Origin of the sequence: Burkholderia sp. IMCC1007, from assembly GCF_027257875.1 — a bacterium.
Taxonomy (GTDB): Bacteria; Pseudomonadota; Gammaproteobacteria; order Burkholderiales; family Burkholderiaceae; genus Burkholderia.
In genome coordinates, this window is the sequence record NZ_JAPVQY010000003.1 from 1 (window position 1) to 16,476 (window position 16,476).

At 67.1% G+C, this 16,476-nt stretch carries 18 protein-coding genes and 3 pseudogenes; 11 read left to right on the forward strand and 10 right to left on the reverse strand.

From position 1 onward, the window contains the following. Positions 1-195 (reverse strand): annotated as a pseudogene (locus tag O1Q03_RS04075) (polyamine ABC transporter ATP-binding protein); the annotation flags it as partial. Between the two features lie 192 nt (positions 196-387). Then, the gene (locus O1Q03_RS04080) at positions 388-522 is read right to left on the reverse strand and encodes a hypothetical protein (RefSeq protein WP_269501741.1); all 135 of its coding nucleotides are present in this window, start codon (positions 520-522) and stop codon (positions 388-390) included. Between the two features lie 535 nt (positions 523-1,057). Here O1Q03_RS04080 and O1Q03_RS04085 point away from each other — a divergent pair. Further along, a pseudogene (locus tag O1Q03_RS04085) lies at positions 1,058-1,297 on the forward strand (LysR substrate-binding domain-containing protein); the annotation flags it as partial. 56 nt (positions 1,298-1,353) lie between these two features. Here O1Q03_RS04085 and O1Q03_RS04090 read toward each other — a convergent pair. Both O1Q03_RS04090 and O1Q03_RS04095 read right to left on the reverse strand, forming a co-directional pair. Beyond that, on the reverse strand, positions 1,354-1,554 hold the full coding sequence (locus O1Q03_RS04090) for a hypothetical protein (protein ID WP_269501742.1): 201 nt from the start codon (positions 1,552-1,554) through the stop codon (positions 1,354-1,356). A 34-nt stretch (positions 1,555-1,588) separates the two neighbouring features. Then, complete coding sequence (locus O1Q03_RS04095; protein ID WP_269501743.1) at positions 1,589-2,917, reverse strand: DUF3422 family protein; 1,329 nt, start codon at positions 2,915-2,917, stop codon at positions 1,589-1,591. A 160-nt stretch (positions 2,918-3,077) separates the two neighbouring features. On the opposite strand from O1Q03_RS04095, the gene O1Q03_RS04100 reads away from it, so the two are divergent. After that, positions 3,078-3,953: a LysR family transcriptional regulator gene (locus O1Q03_RS04100; protein ID WP_044848057.1), complete on the forward strand. Its 876-nt coding sequence runs from the start codon at positions 3,078-3,080 to the stop codon at positions 3,951-3,953. 30 nt (positions 3,954-3,983) lie between these two features. Here O1Q03_RS04100 and O1Q03_RS04105 read toward each other — a convergent pair whose 3' ends face one another. Beyond that, positions 3,984-4,550 (reverse strand): hypothetical protein, encoded by a 567-nt coding sequence (locus O1Q03_RS04105; RefSeq protein ID WP_269501749.1) that lies wholly within the window; start codon positions 4,548-4,550, stop codon positions 3,984-3,986. Positions 4,551-4,674: 124 nt separating this feature from the next. Then, positions 4,675-5,031 carry a hypothetical protein gene (locus O1Q03_RS04110; protein WP_269501750.1) on the reverse strand — a complete coding sequence of 119 codons (357 nt, stop codon included), beginning with the start codon at positions 5,029-5,031 and terminating at the stop codon, positions 4,675-4,677. Positions 5,032-5,491: 460 nt separating this feature from the next. On the opposite strand from O1Q03_RS04110, the gene fae reads away from it, so the two are divergent. From fae to O1Q03_RS04135, 5 genes and pseudogenes are all read left to right on the forward strand, one after another. Further along, the gene (fae, locus tag O1Q03_RS04115; protein ID WP_269501752.1) at positions 5,492-6,016 is read left to right on the forward strand and encodes a formaldehyde-activating enzyme; all 525 of its coding nucleotides are present in this window, start codon (positions 5,492-5,494) and stop codon (positions 6,014-6,016) included. 39 nt (positions 6,017-6,055) lie between these two features. Beyond that, entirely contained in the window at positions 6,056-7,078 is a 1,023-nt protein-coding gene (locus tag O1Q03_RS04120) for an aldo/keto reductase (RefSeq protein WP_269502050.1), read from the forward strand. 30 nt (positions 7,079-7,108) lie between these two features. Then, positions 7,109-7,435 (forward strand): annotated as a pseudogene (locus O1Q03_RS04125) (aldehyde dehydrogenase family protein); the annotation flags it as partial. 34 nt (positions 7,436-7,469) lie between these two features. Further along, a complete protein-coding gene (locus O1Q03_RS04130) occupies positions 7,470-8,567 on the forward strand; it encodes a hypothetical protein (RefSeq protein ID WP_269501753.1) in 1,098 nt (365 codons plus the stop codon). Then, positions 8,564-8,941 carry a hypothetical protein gene (locus tag O1Q03_RS04135; RefSeq protein WP_269501755.1) on the forward strand — a complete coding sequence of 126 codons (378 nt, stop codon included), beginning with the start codon at positions 8,564-8,566 and terminating at the stop codon, positions 8,939-8,941. Before O1Q03_RS04130 ends, O1Q03_RS04135 begins: the two co-directional genes overlap by 4 nt. A 90-nt stretch (positions 8,942-9,031) precedes the next feature. Here the strand turns inward: O1Q03_RS04135 and O1Q03_RS04140 are convergent, their stop codons facing one another. Continuing rightward, positions 9,032-9,730, reverse strand: coding sequence for a LysR substrate-binding domain-containing protein (locus O1Q03_RS04140; RefSeq protein ID WP_269501756.1), 699 nt, complete (start codon positions 9,728-9,730; stop codon positions 9,032-9,034). On the opposite strand from O1Q03_RS04140, the gene O1Q03_RS04145 reads away from it, so the two are divergent. From O1Q03_RS04145 to O1Q03_RS04155, 3 genes are all read left to right on the forward strand, one after another. After that, positions 9,729-10,316 (forward strand): class I SAM-dependent methyltransferase, encoded by a 588-nt coding sequence (locus O1Q03_RS04145; RefSeq protein WP_269501757.1) that lies wholly within the window; start codon positions 9,729-9,731, stop codon positions 10,314-10,316. The two genes, O1Q03_RS04140 and O1Q03_RS04145, sit on opposite strands and share 2 nt — an antisense overlap. Before the next feature lie 418 nt (positions 10,317-10,734). After that, positions 10,735-11,544, forward strand: coding sequence for an OXA-1043 family class D beta-lactamase (gene blaOXA / locus O1Q03_RS04150; protein WP_269501758.1), 810 nt, complete (start codon positions 10,735-10,737; stop codon positions 11,542-11,544). Next, the gene (locus O1Q03_RS04155; RefSeq protein ID WP_269501759.1) at positions 11,541-12,680 is read left to right on the forward strand and encodes an acyltransferase family protein; all 1,140 of its coding nucleotides are present in this window, start codon (positions 11,541-11,543) and stop codon (positions 12,678-12,680) included. The genes blaOXA and O1Q03_RS04155 overlap by 4 nt, the downstream gene beginning before the upstream one ends. Positions 12,681-12,752: 72 nt before the next feature. Here O1Q03_RS04155 and O1Q03_RS04160 read toward each other — a convergent pair whose 3' ends face one another. Then, a complete protein-coding gene (locus tag O1Q03_RS04160; protein WP_269501761.1) occupies positions 12,753-13,343 on the reverse strand; it encodes a class I SAM-dependent methyltransferase in 591 nt (196 codons plus the stop codon). Positions 13,344-13,509: 166 nt separating this feature from the next. Here O1Q03_RS04160 and O1Q03_RS04165 point away from each other — a divergent pair, with 166 nt between their 5' ends. Beyond that, positions 13,510-13,686, forward strand: coding sequence for a hypothetical protein (locus O1Q03_RS04165; RefSeq protein WP_269501762.1), 177 nt, complete (start codon positions 13,510-13,512; stop codon positions 13,684-13,686). 124 nt (positions 13,687-13,810) lie between these two features. Here O1Q03_RS04165 and poxB read toward each other — a convergent pair whose 3' ends face one another. Together poxB and O1Q03_RS04175 are read right to left on the reverse strand one after the other, a co-directional pair. Beyond that, complete coding sequence (gene poxB, locus O1Q03_RS04170) at positions 13,811-15,532, reverse strand: ubiquinone-dependent pyruvate dehydrogenase (protein ID WP_269501763.1); 1,722 nt, start codon at positions 15,530-15,532, stop codon at positions 13,811-13,813. 398 nt (positions 15,533-15,930) lie between these two features. Beyond that, entirely contained in the window at positions 15,931-16,458 is a 528-nt protein-coding gene (locus O1Q03_RS04175) for an Lrp/AsnC family transcriptional regulator (protein ID WP_098554607.1), read from the reverse strand. Positions 16,459-16,476 lie beyond the last annotated feature (18 nt).

The following is a 16,476-nucleotide window of genomic DNA, read 5'->3' on the forward strand; positions in this document are numbered from 1 at the left end:
GCCGCAGCCGGAGCTGCCGAGCAGCGCGAACAGTTCGTTCTTCGCGATCGTGAGATTTACGTTGTCGACGGCGGTGCTGTCGCCGAATTTCTTCACGACGTTTTCGATGCGTACGAACGCGTCGTTCGGCTTGATCAGGTCCGTCGTCGCGTCGCGACGCACTGCCTCAGGTGTACTGAATGAATCCCGTTTCATGATGGTCCGTGTTGAAAAGGTAAGCGAATGTCGACTGTCAGGCGACCGTCGGCCGGCGCGGCACAAGGCCGGGAGGCGGTCTGCGGCGCGACCGCTCATGCGGTCGCGCGGTGCCGGCGGAGAGGGATCGAGCGACTCCTCATCCGGATCATGTGGTGCAAGAAAGCGGGTATCGGGCGCAACGTGCGGCGATCAGCAGCGACGGCAGCCGGCCAGCACACCCAACGGCACCGGCTCATCGCGCATGGCGGCCATCGGCGGCCGGTCGGGCACGCCGACGGCTTCGTTCGCCATGCTGGCTGTCATGATGATTTCATCGGTTTTCATCGGGCTTTCCGCACGCATCTGTTGTGTCCAGTGCGAATTTTTAAACCCGTCAAAAACTTTTTGGATCGCGGATTTCCGTTGCGGACATTGAACGGAATCGATGTGAGAAAAGGCCGCAGACGGCGCGCAGCGCGCGCCCGCGCGGCCATGCGGGAAACCCGGCCGGCACGATGGCCGGCGGGCTAGGGCCTGTTCACGCTAATAACGGGCTTGCGAACGTGCCTTTCCGCCCGCAGGGCAAGGAGTGAGGAGGCGCAATAGCCGTCGCTATTGCAACGACGAACGACGCCGCCATGCGGGCGGAAAGGCACGTTCCCCTGTTTGAAAAATTCATTCGTGGGGCTGGCCCGTTATTAGCGTGAACAGGCCCTGAGCGGAGGGTGGGGAAAACGAGCAGTCGCGGCGGGGCGCCGCGCCGCCTGGATCACGTCGCGTTCAGTTCCTTCCAGCGCTGGTAGGCGCGAATCGCGTCGCCGTGCTTTTGCTGGACCATCGGCGGCGCCGCGCGTCGACCGCCTTCGCGTACTCGGCATAGAAGCTGTTCGACCGCACGGGCCGCGTCACGCGGCTGACCGACGCGGGCGACGTGTATTTCCGCTATGCACGGCAGGCGCTGCACGATCTCGCGGAAGGCCGGCGCGCGATCCACGACGTGCAGGACCTGAGCCGCGGCGCATTGCGGATCGCGGTCACGCCGACCTTCACGACCTACCTCGTCGGGCCGCTCGTCGACGCGCTCCACGGCCGCTATCCGGACGTGTCGCTGTCGGTGCGCGTAGCGAAATCGATCGAAGCGCGCGCGACGTTGAATCGACGTGCAACGAATGCGCGTCAGTTGTACCCGAGAATCGCCACCGCCGCGACATCCGGCCGATCGAGCGTACCGCCGACCAGCGACGTCGTCGGCTCGAGCATCGCCGCCTGATACGACGTCACGTGCACGCCTATCGGCGCACCCGTATCGTCCCAGACCGGCTCGTCGAACGCGTCGAGGGCACTGAAGAATTCCGCTTGTGTTTGCATCTGTTTCATCTCCACTCCTTTGCTTTGATATGTCGTTGATGTTCTAGCTTGCCTGCTTCAACGCCGCTGCCTGCACGGTCGGCACGGGGCCACCGTCATGCGCGGCCTCCGAGCGTGCGAGCTGCGCGCGCGTGCGCCGCGTGACGTGAATCACCGCGAACACGACCGGCGCGATCAGCAGCCCCTCCGCCAGTTCGGGATCGACCGGCAGGCTCATCACGTGCAGCGCCTTGAACGCCGCGGCCGCGAGCGACAGCACGTAGTACGAAATGGCCGCCACCGACAACCCTTCCACCGCGTGCTGCAGATGAAGCTGGTTGCGGGCGGTGCGCTCCATGCCTGCCAGCAATCGCGTCACGTCCTTTTCCTGCGCGAGATTCACACGCGTGCGCAGCAGATCGACGGCACGCGCGATTCGCGCGGCGATCTGCTCGTGGCGCGCCCACACGCTGCGGCACGTTTCCATCGCTGGCGCGAAGCGCCGCTCCATGAACTCGGCGATCGTCGGCATCCCTTCGATGCGCTCCTCGCGCAGTTCCTGAATGCGCGCCAGCACGAGCTTCTCGTACGCACGCGATGCGCTGAAACGCCCGCCGGACCCCGACAGCGCCTCGACGCGCACCGCGAGATGCGTGAGCTTCACGAGCAGCGCCGCGTCGTCGCCGGCGGCGCCGCTCGCGTCCATCCGCTGCATCAGCGCATGCAGCGCCGCATGAATCTCGTCGAGCTCGCGGCTCATCTGTCGCGCCACCGGTAACGCGAGCAGCGCCATCATCCGGTACGTCTCGATCTCGTACAGCCGCTGCAGCAAACGGCCGCCCTGCTCCTCGCGGAAATCCTCGTCGACGACGAGGAAACGCATGAAGCCGTCGGCACGCACATGCCAGTCGCAGAACACCTTGCCGCCGCCGAGCACGTTGCTGCCGACGAGCGCGGGCCCGTCGATCCAGCGGCGCAGGTCGCCGCACACGAGCCGCGCGGCGTCGCCCGACAGCAACTCCATGCGCACCGCGACGAAGCGAATGCCCGCGAGCCGTGCGAACCATGCGGCCGGGATGCCTTCGATCGCGAGATCGTCGAAATAGCCGGTGTCGCGGCGCGGCGCGACGAACGTGAAGGTCGAGAATTCGGTGTGGCGTTCCCACTTCAGATACCAGCCGGACGGCGACTGCACCGCGTAGTGCGTCGCGCCTTCGTGCGGCGCGTCGATGCCGGTGTCGCGGCACAGCGCGTGCAGCAGCGTTTCGTGAAGATCGGGCTGGCCGTCCGCGTAGATCGCATAGTGCGTGAGCGACACGGCTTCGGCGAGCCGCAGGAACGGCCGGGCATGCAATTCCGCGGCCAATGCGGCGCGCAACGGATGATCCATCATCGGTACACCACTTTTCCTGTTCAACGCTGCGTGCCGGGCACGCCGGCGTGATTGCGGCACGGCATCGAACGATGCGGCCGACTCGATTCCACTATGGCAGACACATAACGACAATAAAAACGCATAATGCTGATCGTTACGTTCAGTTTTCCTGATACCAATGAAGATGCTCGATCACGACGTGCTGGCCACCGTCGTCGCCGTCGCGGAAACCGGCAACATGACCCGTGCGGCCGAGGCCGTGAACCGCTCGCAGTCGGCCGTGAGCATGCAGATCAAGAGCCTCGAGGACGCCATCGGGCGCCCGCTGTTCGTGCGCAAGCCGCGCAGCATCGTGCTGACGCGCGAAGGCGAGGTCTTGCTGGGGTTCGCCAGACGAATGCTGGCGCTGCGCGACGAAGCGTGGGCGGCCGTGGTGCGCCCGGAAGTGACCGGTAAGGTGGTGATCGGCGTGCCGGACGACTATGCGTCGTCGCTGCTGCCGTCGGTGCTGAAGAAGTTTTCGGCGACTTATCCGAAGGTCGAGATCCAGGTGATCGGGCTGCCGAGCAGCGCGCTCGCGCCGCTGCTGAAGGACGGCACCGTCGATCTCGTGTGCGGCACGCGCATCAAGGGGCTGTCCGGCGACTTCATCCGCCACGAGCCGATGGCGTGGGCCGCGATGACGAACGGGCCGCGCGTGTGGGAGGAACGGCCGCTGCCGATCGCCGTGTTCATGCCGGGCAGCGTCGCGCGCGAGAACGCGATCCGCAGCCTCGAACGCGCGAAGCTGCCGTTCCGGACCTCATACGAAAGCCCGAGCCTGCTCGGGCTGCTCAGCATGGTCGAAGCGGGCCTGGCGGTCGCGCCGCTCGCGCGCTGCGCGATTCCCGCGCAGTTGTCGATGCTCGGCCGCTCGCATGGGCTGCCCGATCTGCCGCCGCTCGAACTGATCCTCGCGCGCAGCACGAAGTCGAAGCGCCCGCCGTGCGACTTTCTCGCGGAACAACTGATGGAAGACCTGCAGCGGCAAACCGGCCAGACCGGCGACGCCTGAACCACGGTCAGGCGCGCGTCGCGTACCACGTCACGAATCGCCCGGGCACGGCTCGCCAGCCGCGAGCAGCGCCGCGTTGACGATGCCCGCGACCGTGTCGACGAGCGCTTCGAGCGTGTCGCCGTGCACGTGCCGCCCGGCCGGCGGAATGCATTCGTTGCGCCGGCCGCCCCACTGCGACCCGGCCGTCACCGACAGCGTCGCGCCGAACCGGTTGCCGTGCCGTCGACCGAAGATGCCGACGCGCTGCTCGCCCATGTAGGCTTGCTCGGGAAGACACAGCCGGATTTCGACGGCGACCTGATCGGGGTCGCAGGCCCGCGCGTTCGCATCGGCAGCCGGCTCGAACACCTTGCCGATGCGGAACATCACGTGCGAATCCCATGCGGCCAACGGGCCGCCATCCGCGTCGACGCGTTCGATGTCGACCGACCACTGGTGGCGATCCGGCAATCGGATCGCCTGGCGCAGCAGCACGTCTGCCGCGCGAACCGTCACCATCAACTGCCTGGCGAGCTGTCTGCTCGACGGCAGCGTCACCACGCGCACGCGACGGCTAGCGGGGCGCGCGGTGCGTACTTCTTCCGTCAGGTACATGGATCCTCCTTCTCGAAGGCCAGCGCCGCGTACGACGCGGCGCACAAAAGTCTGCCGCGGCGGACCGGCGCACAGCGCGGCGATCGGCGAAAACGGCAGCAGGTCATTTGAGCAATCGGCGTGCCTACTCTGCGCGAACCTGCGTATCGACGCGCACGCGGCGCGCGACCGGCCCGATCACCGCGTCGGCCTGCTGCGTGATCAGCAGGTGCAGCGTGAAGTTCAGATCCTCCGGGGCAATGTCGAATTGCACGTGGATCGCGCCGCGCACGCTGCGCGCGCTAATCACGTAGGCGCCGAGCGGGGACTGCAGCAGCGCCGCAAGCCCCGCGTGTGCGAGCGCGGCCGAGCCGGCGGTCAGCGTGACAGGCAGTTGCACGCGCGGGCGCGGCGCCGGCAACGGAATGACGGCTGGGCGCTTGCCGGAGGCCAATTGACGGCCGGCCACGTCGAAACGCGGGACGGGACGGATGAAGGTCATGGGGGGAAGGAAGCCGTCTCGGCTGTTCAACACATCCCCGAGCGTAGAAGCAGGGACATAAAGACCGTGCAAAAAAACGGCATTGCGGTGCAAAAAACGGCAGGTTTGGCGCCGGCACGGGCGGCGGGAAATCGGCGCAGGGTTCGATCAGCTCGATGAAGCACGCGATTTCGTCGGCGTAATACGCGGTCGCGCTGTTCTGCCGCCGGCGGACGGTCGGCTTTCTCCCGCCCTGAATTCCGGCCGGGCCGAGCGCCGCCCCGGCCGCCGCGCGAACCTTCCCGCTGCGCGAACGCCGTCCGGCATCGGCCGCGGCCCGGCAGGCGGGCGTTCCCGCGCGGTGCTCAGGGCTTTCCCGGAGACGACGAAAACTCATACCCCGATCAGAAAACATCGATTCACCGGCCGCGCCGCCGCCCACCACAATCGCGTCGCTCCCACTCGTCGACGAGACACCGCAATGACCGCACCGCAACCCAGGCAGCTTTACATCGGCGAAGGCTTCGAAGGCCCCGGCGTCAACCTCGCGCACATCAACGTGCTGATCGGCCCACGCGACGGCCCCGCGGGTCAGGCGTTCGCGACCGCGCTCGCGACGCCGTCGGCCGGCCACGCGCCGTTCGTCGTGATCGCGCAGCCCGGCGTGCCGACCAAGCCGCTCACGCTGTATGTGAACAAGGCGCAGATCGCCGGCGACTTCCACGGCAATGCCACGTGGGATGCGTCGCAGGCCGGCATCGCGAAGGCCGTGGCCGAAGCGTTCGAGAACGGCACGTTGCCGCCCGAAGCGGAGAACGACTGGGTCGTCGTGTCGGCGAACTGGGTGAACCCGCAGACCGACGATCTCGACGCCGTGTTTGACAACAACTACCGCGCGTGCCGCAACGCGATCGTCGCCGCGATGGAAGGGCTGCCGCACCGCGACGCGGTATTGGCCGCCGCACGCGACGTGTCGAACCCGTTCTACACGCCGAGACAACACTGACCGACAACAACGGCCCGCAAGGCCGCACCAGGAGGAGGCATCGAATACGTCCGCCTCGGCCAGTCAGGCCTGAAGGTGTCCCGCCTGTGTCTCGGCACGATGAACATGGGCACGCCCGAGTGGAAGCCGTGGATCTTCGACGAAGCGCAGAGCGAGCCGATCGTGCGCCGTGCGCTCGATGCCGGCGTCAACTTCATCGATCTCGCGGATTTCTGTTCGACGGGCGTCGGCGAGGAAGTGGTCGGCCGCATCCTGAAGCGCAATGCGCGCCGCGAGGAGCTCGTCGTGACCACCAAGGTCGGCTACGACATGGGCAGCTATCCGAACGCCGGCGGCCATTCGCGCAAGCACGTGCTCGACGGCATCGACGGGTCGCTCAAGCGTCTCGGGATGGATTACGTCGACATCTTCATGCTGCACTTCTTCGACGTGAACACGCCCGTCGAGGAAACCATGAGCGCGATGCACGACATCGTGCGCGCGGGCAAGGCGCGCTATATCGGCGTGTCGACGATGTACACGTGGCAGTTCGCGAAGATCATGCAGGCGTGCGAACGAAACGGCTGGCACAAGCCGATCAACATGCAGCTGCAGCTGAACCTCGCGTATCGCGAGGAAGAGCGCGAGATGGTGCCGTACTGCATCGACCAGGGCGTCGGCGTGTCGGTGTTCAGCCCGCTCGCGCGCGGCCTGCTGACCTGCGAGCCGCAATCCACGCGCAACCAGACCGACTTCTTCACCGCGCAGATGTACGGCGACGCATCGTCGCTCGCGATCGCCGAATCGGTCGCGAAGGTCGCGAAGCGGCGCGGCGTGCCGCCCGCGCAGTTCGCGCAGGCGTGGGTGCTGAGCCGGCCCGGCATTGCCAGCATGCTGGTCGGCGCGGACTCCGTCGCGCAAGTCGACAGCGCGCTCGGCGCGCTCGAAACGCGGCTCACCGACGAAGAGCTGCACGAACTGGAACGCAACTACACGCCGTGCGACCTGATCAACGATTACACGGCCGGCAAGCGCATCGCGCGCGTGTCGCGTCCGGCGCAAGGCAGCTTTGCGGCAGACTGACGCAAGGAACGACAGACGACGAACGAATTCCTGAGAACAGGCCATTACATCGGCGGCGAACGGCATGAATCGCACGGCGCGAGCGACGCGACCTATCCGGTGCGCAACCCCGCGACCGGCGAGACGATCGCGAACGTCGCGAAGGGCGGCGCCGACGACACGCAGCGCGCGATCGATGCCGCCGCCCGCGCATTTCCCGCGTGGCGCCAGTTGACCGCGAAGGAGCGCGGCGCGCGCGTGAAGCGCTGGGGCGAGCTGATGCTCGAACACCGCGACGCGCTCGCCGAGCTGCTGACGCGCGAACAGGGCAAGCCGCTCGCGGAAGCGCGCGGCGAAGTCGCGTACGCGGCGAGCTTTCCTGCGGGCGCGAAGCGATACCGTGTGCGTCGACATGAATCGGACCGATGCGAGGCACGACGGTCAATCGCGGCGCGCACCGCGACTCTACGGATACTACGCGCGGCCTAGATTCGGATTCGATGCGCCGATTCCCGGCGAGCACGATGACGAAGCCGCGCTGTTCCAGTACTTTCGCGGATACCCGATCGGGTTGGCGGAAGGGGCCCTTCGATCGCTGCGCGCACTTTATACGACGGGAGTGGGGCGCGACTTCTGGCGCGTTGCCGGATCCCACCGGTGGATGACAAAGGCGGATGCCACGGGCGACCACCCCGCGTCGCGACTGGCCGTCCGGCAGACTCGGCACGACGGATTCGCGGCGATATGCTGGGGCTTTCCGTTCCTTGTCTTGTCTTGTCCTGCCATGCCTGCCAAACGCATCGATCTCAACCATACGCTGCCCTACGAGACGACGTTTTTCGACGATCGGCTGACAATCGGGCGCAACGATCTCGATCTCGCCGCATTGCTCGGTGCGAGTAACGAAGTTCCTGACGAACTGCTCGTCGCGCTATGCGGTGCGCCCGCCGGTTCGGACGTTCAGACCTATCTCGACAGCGCTGGCAAATTGACGTTCGCCGTCACCCACCCCACGCTGATTCGATCGGAAAACCGGATCTCCGTATTTCAAACCACCGATGCGCGGGTGCTGGAACTGCGAGCAATCGATCTCGCCGACAGCGCGGTCACGGGACTCGGTGCGACCATGCTCTGGAGAATTGTTCGCGCGTGTGATACGTTGGGCATCGCACGGATCATCGCGTTGGCCGTCGGTGGCCGCAAAGCACCACCGGAACCGGGCGGCCCAAGGCTCCACGGATACTACGCGTGGCCGAGGTTCGGCTTCGATGCGCCAATTCCCGGCACACATGCGGACGAGGCCGCACTGTTCCAGTTTTTTCAGAGCTATCCGGCCGGATTGGCTGATGGATCGCTTCGGTCGCTGCGCACGCTCTATGCGACCCGATTCGGGCGCGACTTCTGGCGAGTCGCGGGATCCCATCGGTGGGTGACATTCGACGTTGCACCGCATAGCGCGTCCGTACTGACGCTGCGGGATTACTTGATCGAAAAGGGAATTTACGAATGACAGGCAAGCACAGCCCAACCGCCGGATTCCGGGTCGCACGGTCGTCCCGGGCTCGCAGCCGCGTGATTCGCGGGAATCGTCTCATGCGGCGCTCGGAAGTGACGCAGCTCCTCGAAGAATGTGTCGCGCACGCGCTCCGTCGCGGTCTCGAACGAATTGCGCACCGGTTCGTCGTAGCGCCGGCCCAAACGCCGGTCGGCAAACCCGCTCCCGTGCCACCGAGAAAAGTCTTCAACGTGGGGCGCATCGATCCATCGAAGTCCACGCTACCCATCATCTCGGAAGAAGAGGCAAAGGCGATCGGCGGCAGGGAAACGCTCATCCACTTCGGCCTCGATCCGGATCTGTGTCCGTCGACCGGAAACACTTTCTGACAGATCCCGGATCGCCGGATACGATTGCCGACATCGCGATAAACGGCGTCGACGTGGCGCGGCCCAGACCCGTTTCGGTCCGCACGCCGTTTACCTCCGCCTCACCACCTGCCCCCGCAGCCACGCGGCAAACGCGACCACGTGCTCGGCCGCGACGTTCTCCGGCCCGATGTCGAGCCAATAGCCGAACGGCCCGATCGGCTGTACCCGCGACAGCCGCACGAGGCTGCCTTCGGCGATCTCTTCCTCGATCATGTTCAGGTCGACCACCGCGAGCCCCGCGCCCTTGCGCGCCGCGCGGATCGCCTGTTCGAGCGTGGAAAACTCGATGCCGTCGCCGATTCGCTCGACCGGCACGCCCGCCTGCTCGCACCAGTCGGCCCACAGCGTCAGGCGCTTGCCCTCGTGCAGCACGTGCAGCGACGGCAGCCGGCCGAGCAGCACATCGACCATATCGTCGCGATAACGCGGCGCGCCGACGAGCGCATGGCGCTCCATCATCAGCAGCTCCGACTGCATCCCGGGCCGCGCCGTGCGTCCGAAGCGGATATGGCAATCGCAATCGTCGGCGGCCTCCGTGCGGATCGACAGCTCGACGTCGGGCAGCGCCTCCGCGAGCGTGCCGAGCCGCGGCGAAAACCACTGCGTCGCGAACCTCGGCGGCAGCGACACGGTCAGACGCCGTTTCGCGCCGGGCCGCACGGCGGCGATCTCGCCGAGGCCGCGCTGTCCGGCCGACAAGGGCGGCACGCCGCTTGCTCGCTCGTCGCGGCAAGGGGGATACGTCATGGCGACTCATCTCGGGCAACCCGGCATGCCGCGCGGCCTGGCCGGGCGCATCGTCGGCCGCATCATGCGCCGACACAATCGGCTGGACAACGTGTGGACGCTGTCGCTGCTGGCGATCTGCGACAGCGACCATGCACTCGAAGTCGGGTTCGGCCCCGGCGACGCGATCCGGCTCGCCGCCGAATCGGCGCCGTCCTGCCACCTCGCCGGCATCGATCATTCGCTGACCATGCTGGCCGCCGCGAAGCATCTGAACCGCAGGCTGATCGACGACGGGCGTGTGCGCCTCGCACTCGGCTCCGTCGACGCGCTGCCGTTCGCAGACGACACGTTCGACAAGGCATTCTCGATCAACAGCATCTACTTCTGGCACGCGCCCATGCGCGGCCTGAGCGAGTTGCGCCGCGTCGTCAGGCACGGCGGGCTCGTCGCGATCACGGTGCGGGACATCGATCGCGCGCCCTACGATGCGCATCGCCCCGACAAGCTCGCACGCCTGATGAGCGACACGGGTTTCGTCTCGGTCGTCGTGCAGCGCAACGGCGAGGCGTCGCACCCGCTCGCGTGCGTGCTCGGGACCAAGTAGCCGGCTGAAGCGCGCACATCGCACGCATCCGGTTACCCAACCGCTGTTAAAAAAACGGCGCATCTCCCGCTGCGTCACAAATTCTCGCGCCATGCGCCTCCCTCCGTCGTTCACCCGACATCCGCGCCGGTTGGCACGAGGTGTCCTTGCCCGTCCGCAGGCACGCGTGTTTTGGCGTCCTTTTTCCATCGGCGCGGCAACGTGCACAACCGACACGGGCCTCCGCAACGGTGAAGGCCGCACACGTGCCCCGTCAACCATGACAGGTCGCCAGCCGGCGATCCGCCGATACACTGTGTGCGGTCCCGACGGCCGCGATCCGCTCCATCCGCATTGCCGGCCGTCGTTCCAATTGCGCGAGGCCCTCGCTTCCCCGCCCGCCCCGCGCACCTTCCGCACGCTTTCCAAGGAGCTTCACTTGAAGCACGCGCGTCGCACGCTGTTCGCCTTCGCCGTCGGTCTCCTCGCCGCCGCGTCGGCTCACGCCCATCCCGTCTGCACGGTCGTCGCCGACGCAGCCACCGGCAAGGTGCTCGTGCAGCAGGGCGACTGCACGACGCGCGTGACGCCGGCATCGACGTTCAAGGTCGCCATCAGCCTGATGGGCTTCGACGCCGGCGTACTGAAGGACGAGCACACGCCCACGCTCGACTTCCACGCGGGCTATCCCGACTGGGGCGGTGCGCCGTGGCACGAGCCGACCGACCCCGCGCGCTGGATGAAGCTGTCGATCTTCTGGTATTCGCAGCAGGTCGCGCAGGCGCTCGGGCAGGCGCGCTTCCAGCAGTACACGAGCGCGTTCGGCTACGGCAACGCCGACGTCACGCGCAAACAGGGCGAATTCCCCGGCGTGACGGGCGCGTGGGTCAACTCGTCGCTACGGATCTCGCCGCTCGAACAGGTCGCGTTCATGCGCAAGATCGTGCTCCGGACGCTGCCCATCGGCGCGCACGCGTACGACATGACCGAACGCATCACGCTGATCGACGCGCAACCGGGCGGCTGGACCGTGCACGGCAAGACCGGCACTGGCTCGCCGGGCTCCAGGTATGACGCAGCGCACGCGTACGGCTGGTTCGTCGGCTGGGCGACGAAGGGGCCGCGCACGCTGGTGTTCGCGAACCTGATCCAGGACGACGAGCGGCAGACGCCGAACGCCGGCCTGCGCTCGCGCGACACGTTCGTCGCGGCGCTCCCGGCGCTCGCCGAGCCGGCTCCGCCGCAATGAGCGCCGGCCCGCGCAATGCACGGATCGACCTGCTGCGCGGCGTGTCGATCCTGCTCGTGCTGCTGCATCACTTCAACATTCCGTATTCGCTGCGCGATACGTCGCTCGCACACGTGTTCGGCTGGGACACGATCCATGCGATCGTGCGCAACGGCAACTACGGCGTGACGATGTTCTTCGTGATCTCCGGTTACCTGATCGCGTCGAATGCGCGCCGCCGCTGCGGCAGCCTCGGCGCCGTGGACGTGCGCGCGTTCTACGTGTCGCGCGTCGCTCGCATCGTGCCGTGCCTGCTTCTGCTGCTCGCACTCGTCAACGGGCTCGCGGCGGCCGGCGTACCGATCTTCGAGAATCACGCGCCGCAGCGCATCGCGGTGTCGTTCTGGCTCGTGAATCTGGCATCGCTCACGTTCTGGATGAACGTGCTGATCGGTGCGTACGGATGGGTGAACTACGCACTCGGCGTGCTGTGGTCGCTGTCGGTGGAAGAGGTGTTCTATCTGTCGTTTCCGCTGCTGTGCGTCGCACTGCGCCGCGAAACGCGGCTGCTCGCGTTCTGGTTCGCGATCATCGCGATCGGCCCCGTGTACCGCTTCACGCATGCCGGCGACGAAGGCGGTTTTCTCTACGCATACTTCGCGTGCTTCGACGGGATCGCGATCGGCTGCTGCACGGCCCTGCTGGCCGAACGCGCGCGCTGGCAATGGCTCGCCGCAACGCCCGTCCAGTTGATCGTCGCCGTCGCCATGGCCGCGCTCTATCTGGCGTGGCCCATCGCGGAAAGCCACGTCGCCGGCGTGACCGCGATGGCACTCGGCACCGCCGCGCTGCTGATCGGCGCGCATGCGGAAAGCGGGCAGGCAAACCGCCGCATGCTCGCGCCGCTGCGCTGGAGCGGCCGGCTCAGCTACGAGCTGTATCTGTTCCATTTGATCGTGCTCGGCACGCTGCGCACGTTCTGGCCGCCGTCTGCCACGCATGGCGACGGCAAGCTGCTGTTGCTGATCGCGTATCTGACGCTGTCGGCGGCCGTGAGCGCGGCGATCGCCCGCGGGATTGCGACGCCGCTGGAGCGCGTCGTCAAGCGCGCGGGGATGCGTCCGTCGGCGCGTGTGCCCGACGGCGCGCGGTTCTGATTCCGGGATCAACGCGTCACCACTCACAATAATTTGCAATGACGCGTCAGGCCGATCGCTGCTGCAGCACGGTCACACGGTCTGGCTCGCCCCAGCCCGCCGCATGGTCACGATTCGCGCGGGCGGAAGATTGGCCCACACGATGCGGCTGTCGCCGGCGACCAGTCCGGAATTGCCCAGCGGGTGGCGATCGGGCGGTCGCAAGTCGTAGGTGAACTGGATCATCGCGCCGCCGTCCGACAGCACGCGCCGGCACTGCTCGACGATCGCCGTCACGGCGTCACGCGGCAGCGTGCGCAGCGGCAAGCACGACACGATCGCGTCGACCCGCGCGGCCGGCGGCAGCAGCCGTTCGAGCTGCCGCGCATCGCCCGACACGATCGTGATGCCCGGAAAGCGCGTGCGCAGGTGCCGCACGAACGCCGGCGAACGCTCGACCACGACGAGGCGCCGCGGCGCGATGCCGCGTTCGAGCAACGCCGCCGTCACCGCGCCGGTTCCGCCGCCGAGTTCGACGACGAGCCCGTCGCCGTCCGGCACGACATCGGCCATCTCGCGCGCGAGATGCCGCGAACTGGGACACAACGCGCCCACCGACGCCGGACGGCCCACCCACTCGCGCACGAACAGTGCCGAGACACGCAACGCGTTCGGCCACGTCATCGGCGGCCCTCCGGGGCTTGCTCGGTCAGCGGCGACGTGCCGACGACTGTGCGGAACAGGGTTACGGCGACACGGGTCAGGTTCATGCGCATCCTCCTCGGCGAATCCGTCCGTCGCTGGACACGCGACGGTCAATCGATTCTAGGAAACGCAAACTTAAGGCGACGTGAAGATTGACCCTGATTTGCCTGACCAATTCGTGCCGGATCAGCCGCCAGAGGCCCGTTCAGCAATCGACGCGTTGCCGCAAGTGCGTGGGATAACGCTCGCCAACGATCCGGATCTGCTGCAGCGCCGCGTCGATCGCGGCGAGATCGTCCGCTGTCGGCACGATGGCGACTGACACGGGGCCAGGATTCCGTCGCGCGGCGTCTCTGCCGCCGTTCGCCGAAGCCATGCACGAGCGGGCGGCGCGGCCCGGGCTGTAGACCGCGCGCCATGCTCGCTGCATGGCGCGCGACACATCGTCACCGCAGATTCGTCCGCGCCAGCTCGACGATCTCGTCGCCCCGCCCGCTCAGAATCGCGCGCAGCATGAACAGGCTGAAGCCCTTCGCATGCGCGAGCTCGATCTTCGGCGGCATCGCGAGTTCGTACTTCGACGTGACGACGTCGACGACTGCCGGCCCGTCATGCGCGAACGCGGTACGCAATGCGTGCTCCACATTCTCCGAATGCTCGACCCGCACACTGAAGATGCCCGCGCCCTTAGCGATCGCCGCGAAGTCGGTCGGGCTCAGGTCGACGTTCGTGTCGAGATAGCCGGCCGCCTTCAGCTCCATCGACACGAAGCCGAGCAGGCTGTTGTTGTACACGACGATCTTGATCGGCAGTTTGAGCTGGCGCGCGCTCAGCAGATCGCCGAGCAGCATCGACAGCCCGCCGTCGCCCGACAGCGACACGACCTGCCGCCCCGGATGCGCGCCCTGCGCGCCGAGCGCCTGCGGCATCGCGTTCGCCATCGAGCCGTGGTTGAACGAGCCGTGCAGCTGACGCTTGCCGTTCATCGTCAGGTAGCGCGCGGCCCACAGCGTCGGCGTTCCGACGTCGGCCGTGAAGATCGCATCGTCCGCCGCGACTTCGTCGACGATCTTCGTCAGATACTGCGGATGAATCGCGCGGCCCGGCGGCTCGGCCACCGCGAGATCGTCGAGCCCCTGGCGCGCGGCCGCGTAGTGCTTCAGCGCGTTCTCGAGGAAGCGCCGCTGCGTCTTGCGCGTCAGGCGCGGCAGCAGCGCCGCGATCGTTTCCTTCACGGTGCCGACCAGCCCGAGCGCCAGCGGCGCGCGATGGCCGAGCTGCGAACCCTTCCAGTCGATCTGCGCGACCTTCGCATTCGTCGGATAGAACGGCCGGTACGGGAAATCCGTGCCGAGCATCAGCAGCGTGTCGCACGACTCCATCGCGTGATAGCCGGAGCTGAAGCCGATCAGCCCTGTCATCCCGACGTCGAACGGGTTGTCCCATTCGACGAACTGCTTGCCGCGCAGCGCGTGCACGACCGGCGCGCCGAGCGTGTCGGCCAGCGCGACCACCTCGTCGTGCGCGCCCTGCGTGCCGCTGCCGCACAGCAGCGTGACCGCGTCGGACTCGTTGAGCAGCGCCGCGAGCCGGTCGAGATCGGCGTCGGCCGGCAGGATCGACGGCGGCGCCGATTCGCTCCACGCCGGCGCTTCGTCGGGGCCGTCACCCAGCGCGATGTCGCCCGGCAGCACGATCACCGCGACGCCGCGTTCCTCGATCGCGGTGCGCATTGCGCGCGCGAGCACGCGCGGAAACTGCGACGCGTTCGTCACGAGTTCCGCGAAATGGCTGCACTCGCGGAACAGCTCCTGCGGATGGGTTTCCTGGAAATAGCCGAGGCCGATCTCGGTCGACGGAATGTGCGCGGCGATCGCGAGCACCGGCTGGTGATTGCGGTGACAGTCGTACAGCCCGTTGATCAGATGCAGGTTGCCGGGGCCGCAGCTGCCCGCGCATACGGCGAGCCGCCCGGTCGACGCGGCGTCCGCGCCGGCCGCGAACGCGGCGCTTTCCTCGTGCCGCGTGTGCATCCAGCGGATCGTGCCGAGCTGGCTCAGGCTGAAGGACAGGCCGTTCAGGCTGTCGCCCGTCACACCCCAGATGCGCTCGATGCCCGCTGCCGCCAGCGTCTTCGCCAGGTATTCCGCCATCGTCTGTCTTGCCATGATGCCCTCGCTCGTTGATGGGTGGTCATACGATTGATCCGGCAACGGCAGCCGCCATCGCCGCTGACGGGACGAGCATACGCGATCGTCCCGCGCGGCGTCGTGAAGATGCAGACATCACGTGCGGCCATGCGGCGGTGGCCCACGCGCGAGCGTTCGCGCCTTTCGGCACTGTCGGGCGATCGTCGCCGGTGCGTCGGCGGTTCGTCGGCGGTTCGTCCGCCCTTCGTCCGCCCTTCGTACGCGCTTCGTACGCGCTTCGTCCGCGCTTCATCGGCGCTTCATCGGCCCTTCATCGGCCCTTCATCGGCCCTTCATCGGCCCTTCATCGGCCCTTCGTCGGCCCTTCATCGGCCCTTCGTCGACGCTTCGTCCAACATCTAAACCCCGGCCTCCATTCAGCTCCAGTCGGACGCCGACTCATCGGGATCGACCAGCGTAAGCCCCGCCGCCGGCAGCGGCAGCGCGGTCTTGTAGCGCACCTGTTTCAACGCGAAGCTCGACCGGATGTTCGACACGCCGGGAATCGTCGTCAGCCGCTCGATGATGAAGCGCTCGAGCGTGCGCATGTCGGGCATCACGACGCGCAGCAGATAGTCGGCGTCGCCCGACATCAGGTAGCACTCCATCACCTCCGGGCGCTGCGAGATCGCTTCCTCGAAACGCTGCAGCGCGTCCTCGACCTGCTTCTCGAGGCTGACCTGGATGAACACGTTGATCCGCAGCCCGAGCGGCTCGGGATCGAGCAGCGTGACCTGCTGGCGGAACAGCCCGAGCTTCTCCAGCGCTCGCACGCGGTTGAAACACGGCGTGGCCGACAGGTTCACCGCGCGCGCGAGTTCCGCGTTCGTGATCCGCGCGTTCTGCTGAAGCTGGTTCAGGATGCCGATGTCGATGCGGTCGAGCCGCCTGGGGTTGCTGCTCATGGTCGAAATATTCCGAAA

Excerpts from the sequence above, each read along its gene's own strand:
- O1Q03_RS04080 (WP_269501741.1), bottom strand. The coding sequence starts at position 522 with ATGAAAACCGATGAAATCATCATGACAGCCAGCATGGCGAACGAAGCC.
- O1Q03_RS04090 (WP_269501742.1), bottom strand. The coding sequence starts at position 1,554 with ATGAAACAGATGCAAACACAAGCGGAATTCTTCAGTGCCCTCGACGCG.
- O1Q03_RS04095 (WP_269501743.1), bottom strand. The coding sequence starts at position 2,917 with ATGATGGATCATCCGTTGCGCGCCGCATTGGCCGCGGAATTGCATGCC.
- O1Q03_RS04100 (WP_044848057.1), top strand. The coding sequence starts at position 3,078 with ATGAAGATGCTCGATCACGACGTGCTGGCCACCGTCGTCGCCGTCGCG.
- O1Q03_RS04105 (WP_269501749.1), bottom strand. The coding sequence starts at position 4,550 with ATGTACCTGACGGAAGAAGTACGCACCGCGCGCCCCGCTAGCCGTCGC.
- O1Q03_RS04110 (WP_269501750.1), bottom strand. The coding sequence starts at position 5,031 with ATGACCTTCATCCGTCCCGTCCCGCGTTTCGACGTGGCCGGCCGTCAA.
- fae (WP_269501752.1), top strand. The coding sequence starts at position 5,492 with ATGACCGCACCGCAACCCAGGCAGCTTTACATCGGCGAAGGCTTCGAA.
- O1Q03_RS04130 (WP_269501753.1), top strand. The coding sequence starts at position 7,470 with ATGAATCGGACCGATGCGAGGCACGACGGTCAATCGCGGCGCGCACCG.
- O1Q03_RS04135 (WP_269501755.1), top strand. The coding sequence starts at position 8,564 with ATGACAGGCAAGCACAGCCCAACCGCCGGATTCCGGGTCGCACGGTCG.
- O1Q03_RS04145 (WP_269501757.1), top strand. The coding sequence starts at position 9,729 with ATGGCGACTCATCTCGGGCAACCCGGCATGCCGCGCGGCCTGGCCGGG.
- O1Q03_RS04140 (WP_269501756.1), bottom strand. The coding sequence starts at position 9,730 with ATGACGTATCCCCCTTGCCGCGACGAGCGAGCAAGCGGCGTGCCGCCC.
- O1Q03_RS04155 (WP_269501759.1), top strand. The coding sequence starts at position 11,541 with ATGAGCGCCGGCCCGCGCAATGCACGGATCGACCTGCTGCGCGGCGTG.
- O1Q03_RS04160 (WP_269501761.1), bottom strand. The coding sequence starts at position 13,343 with ATGACGTGGCCGAACGCGTTGCGTGTCTCGGCACTGTTCGTGCGCGAG.
- poxB (WP_269501763.1), bottom strand. The coding sequence starts at position 15,532 with ATGGCAAGACAGACGATGGCGGAATACCTGGCGAAGACGCTGGCGGCA.
- O1Q03_RS04175 (WP_098554607.1), bottom strand. The coding sequence starts at position 16,458 with ATGAGCAGCAACCCCAGGCGGCTCGACCGCATCGACATCGGCATCCTG.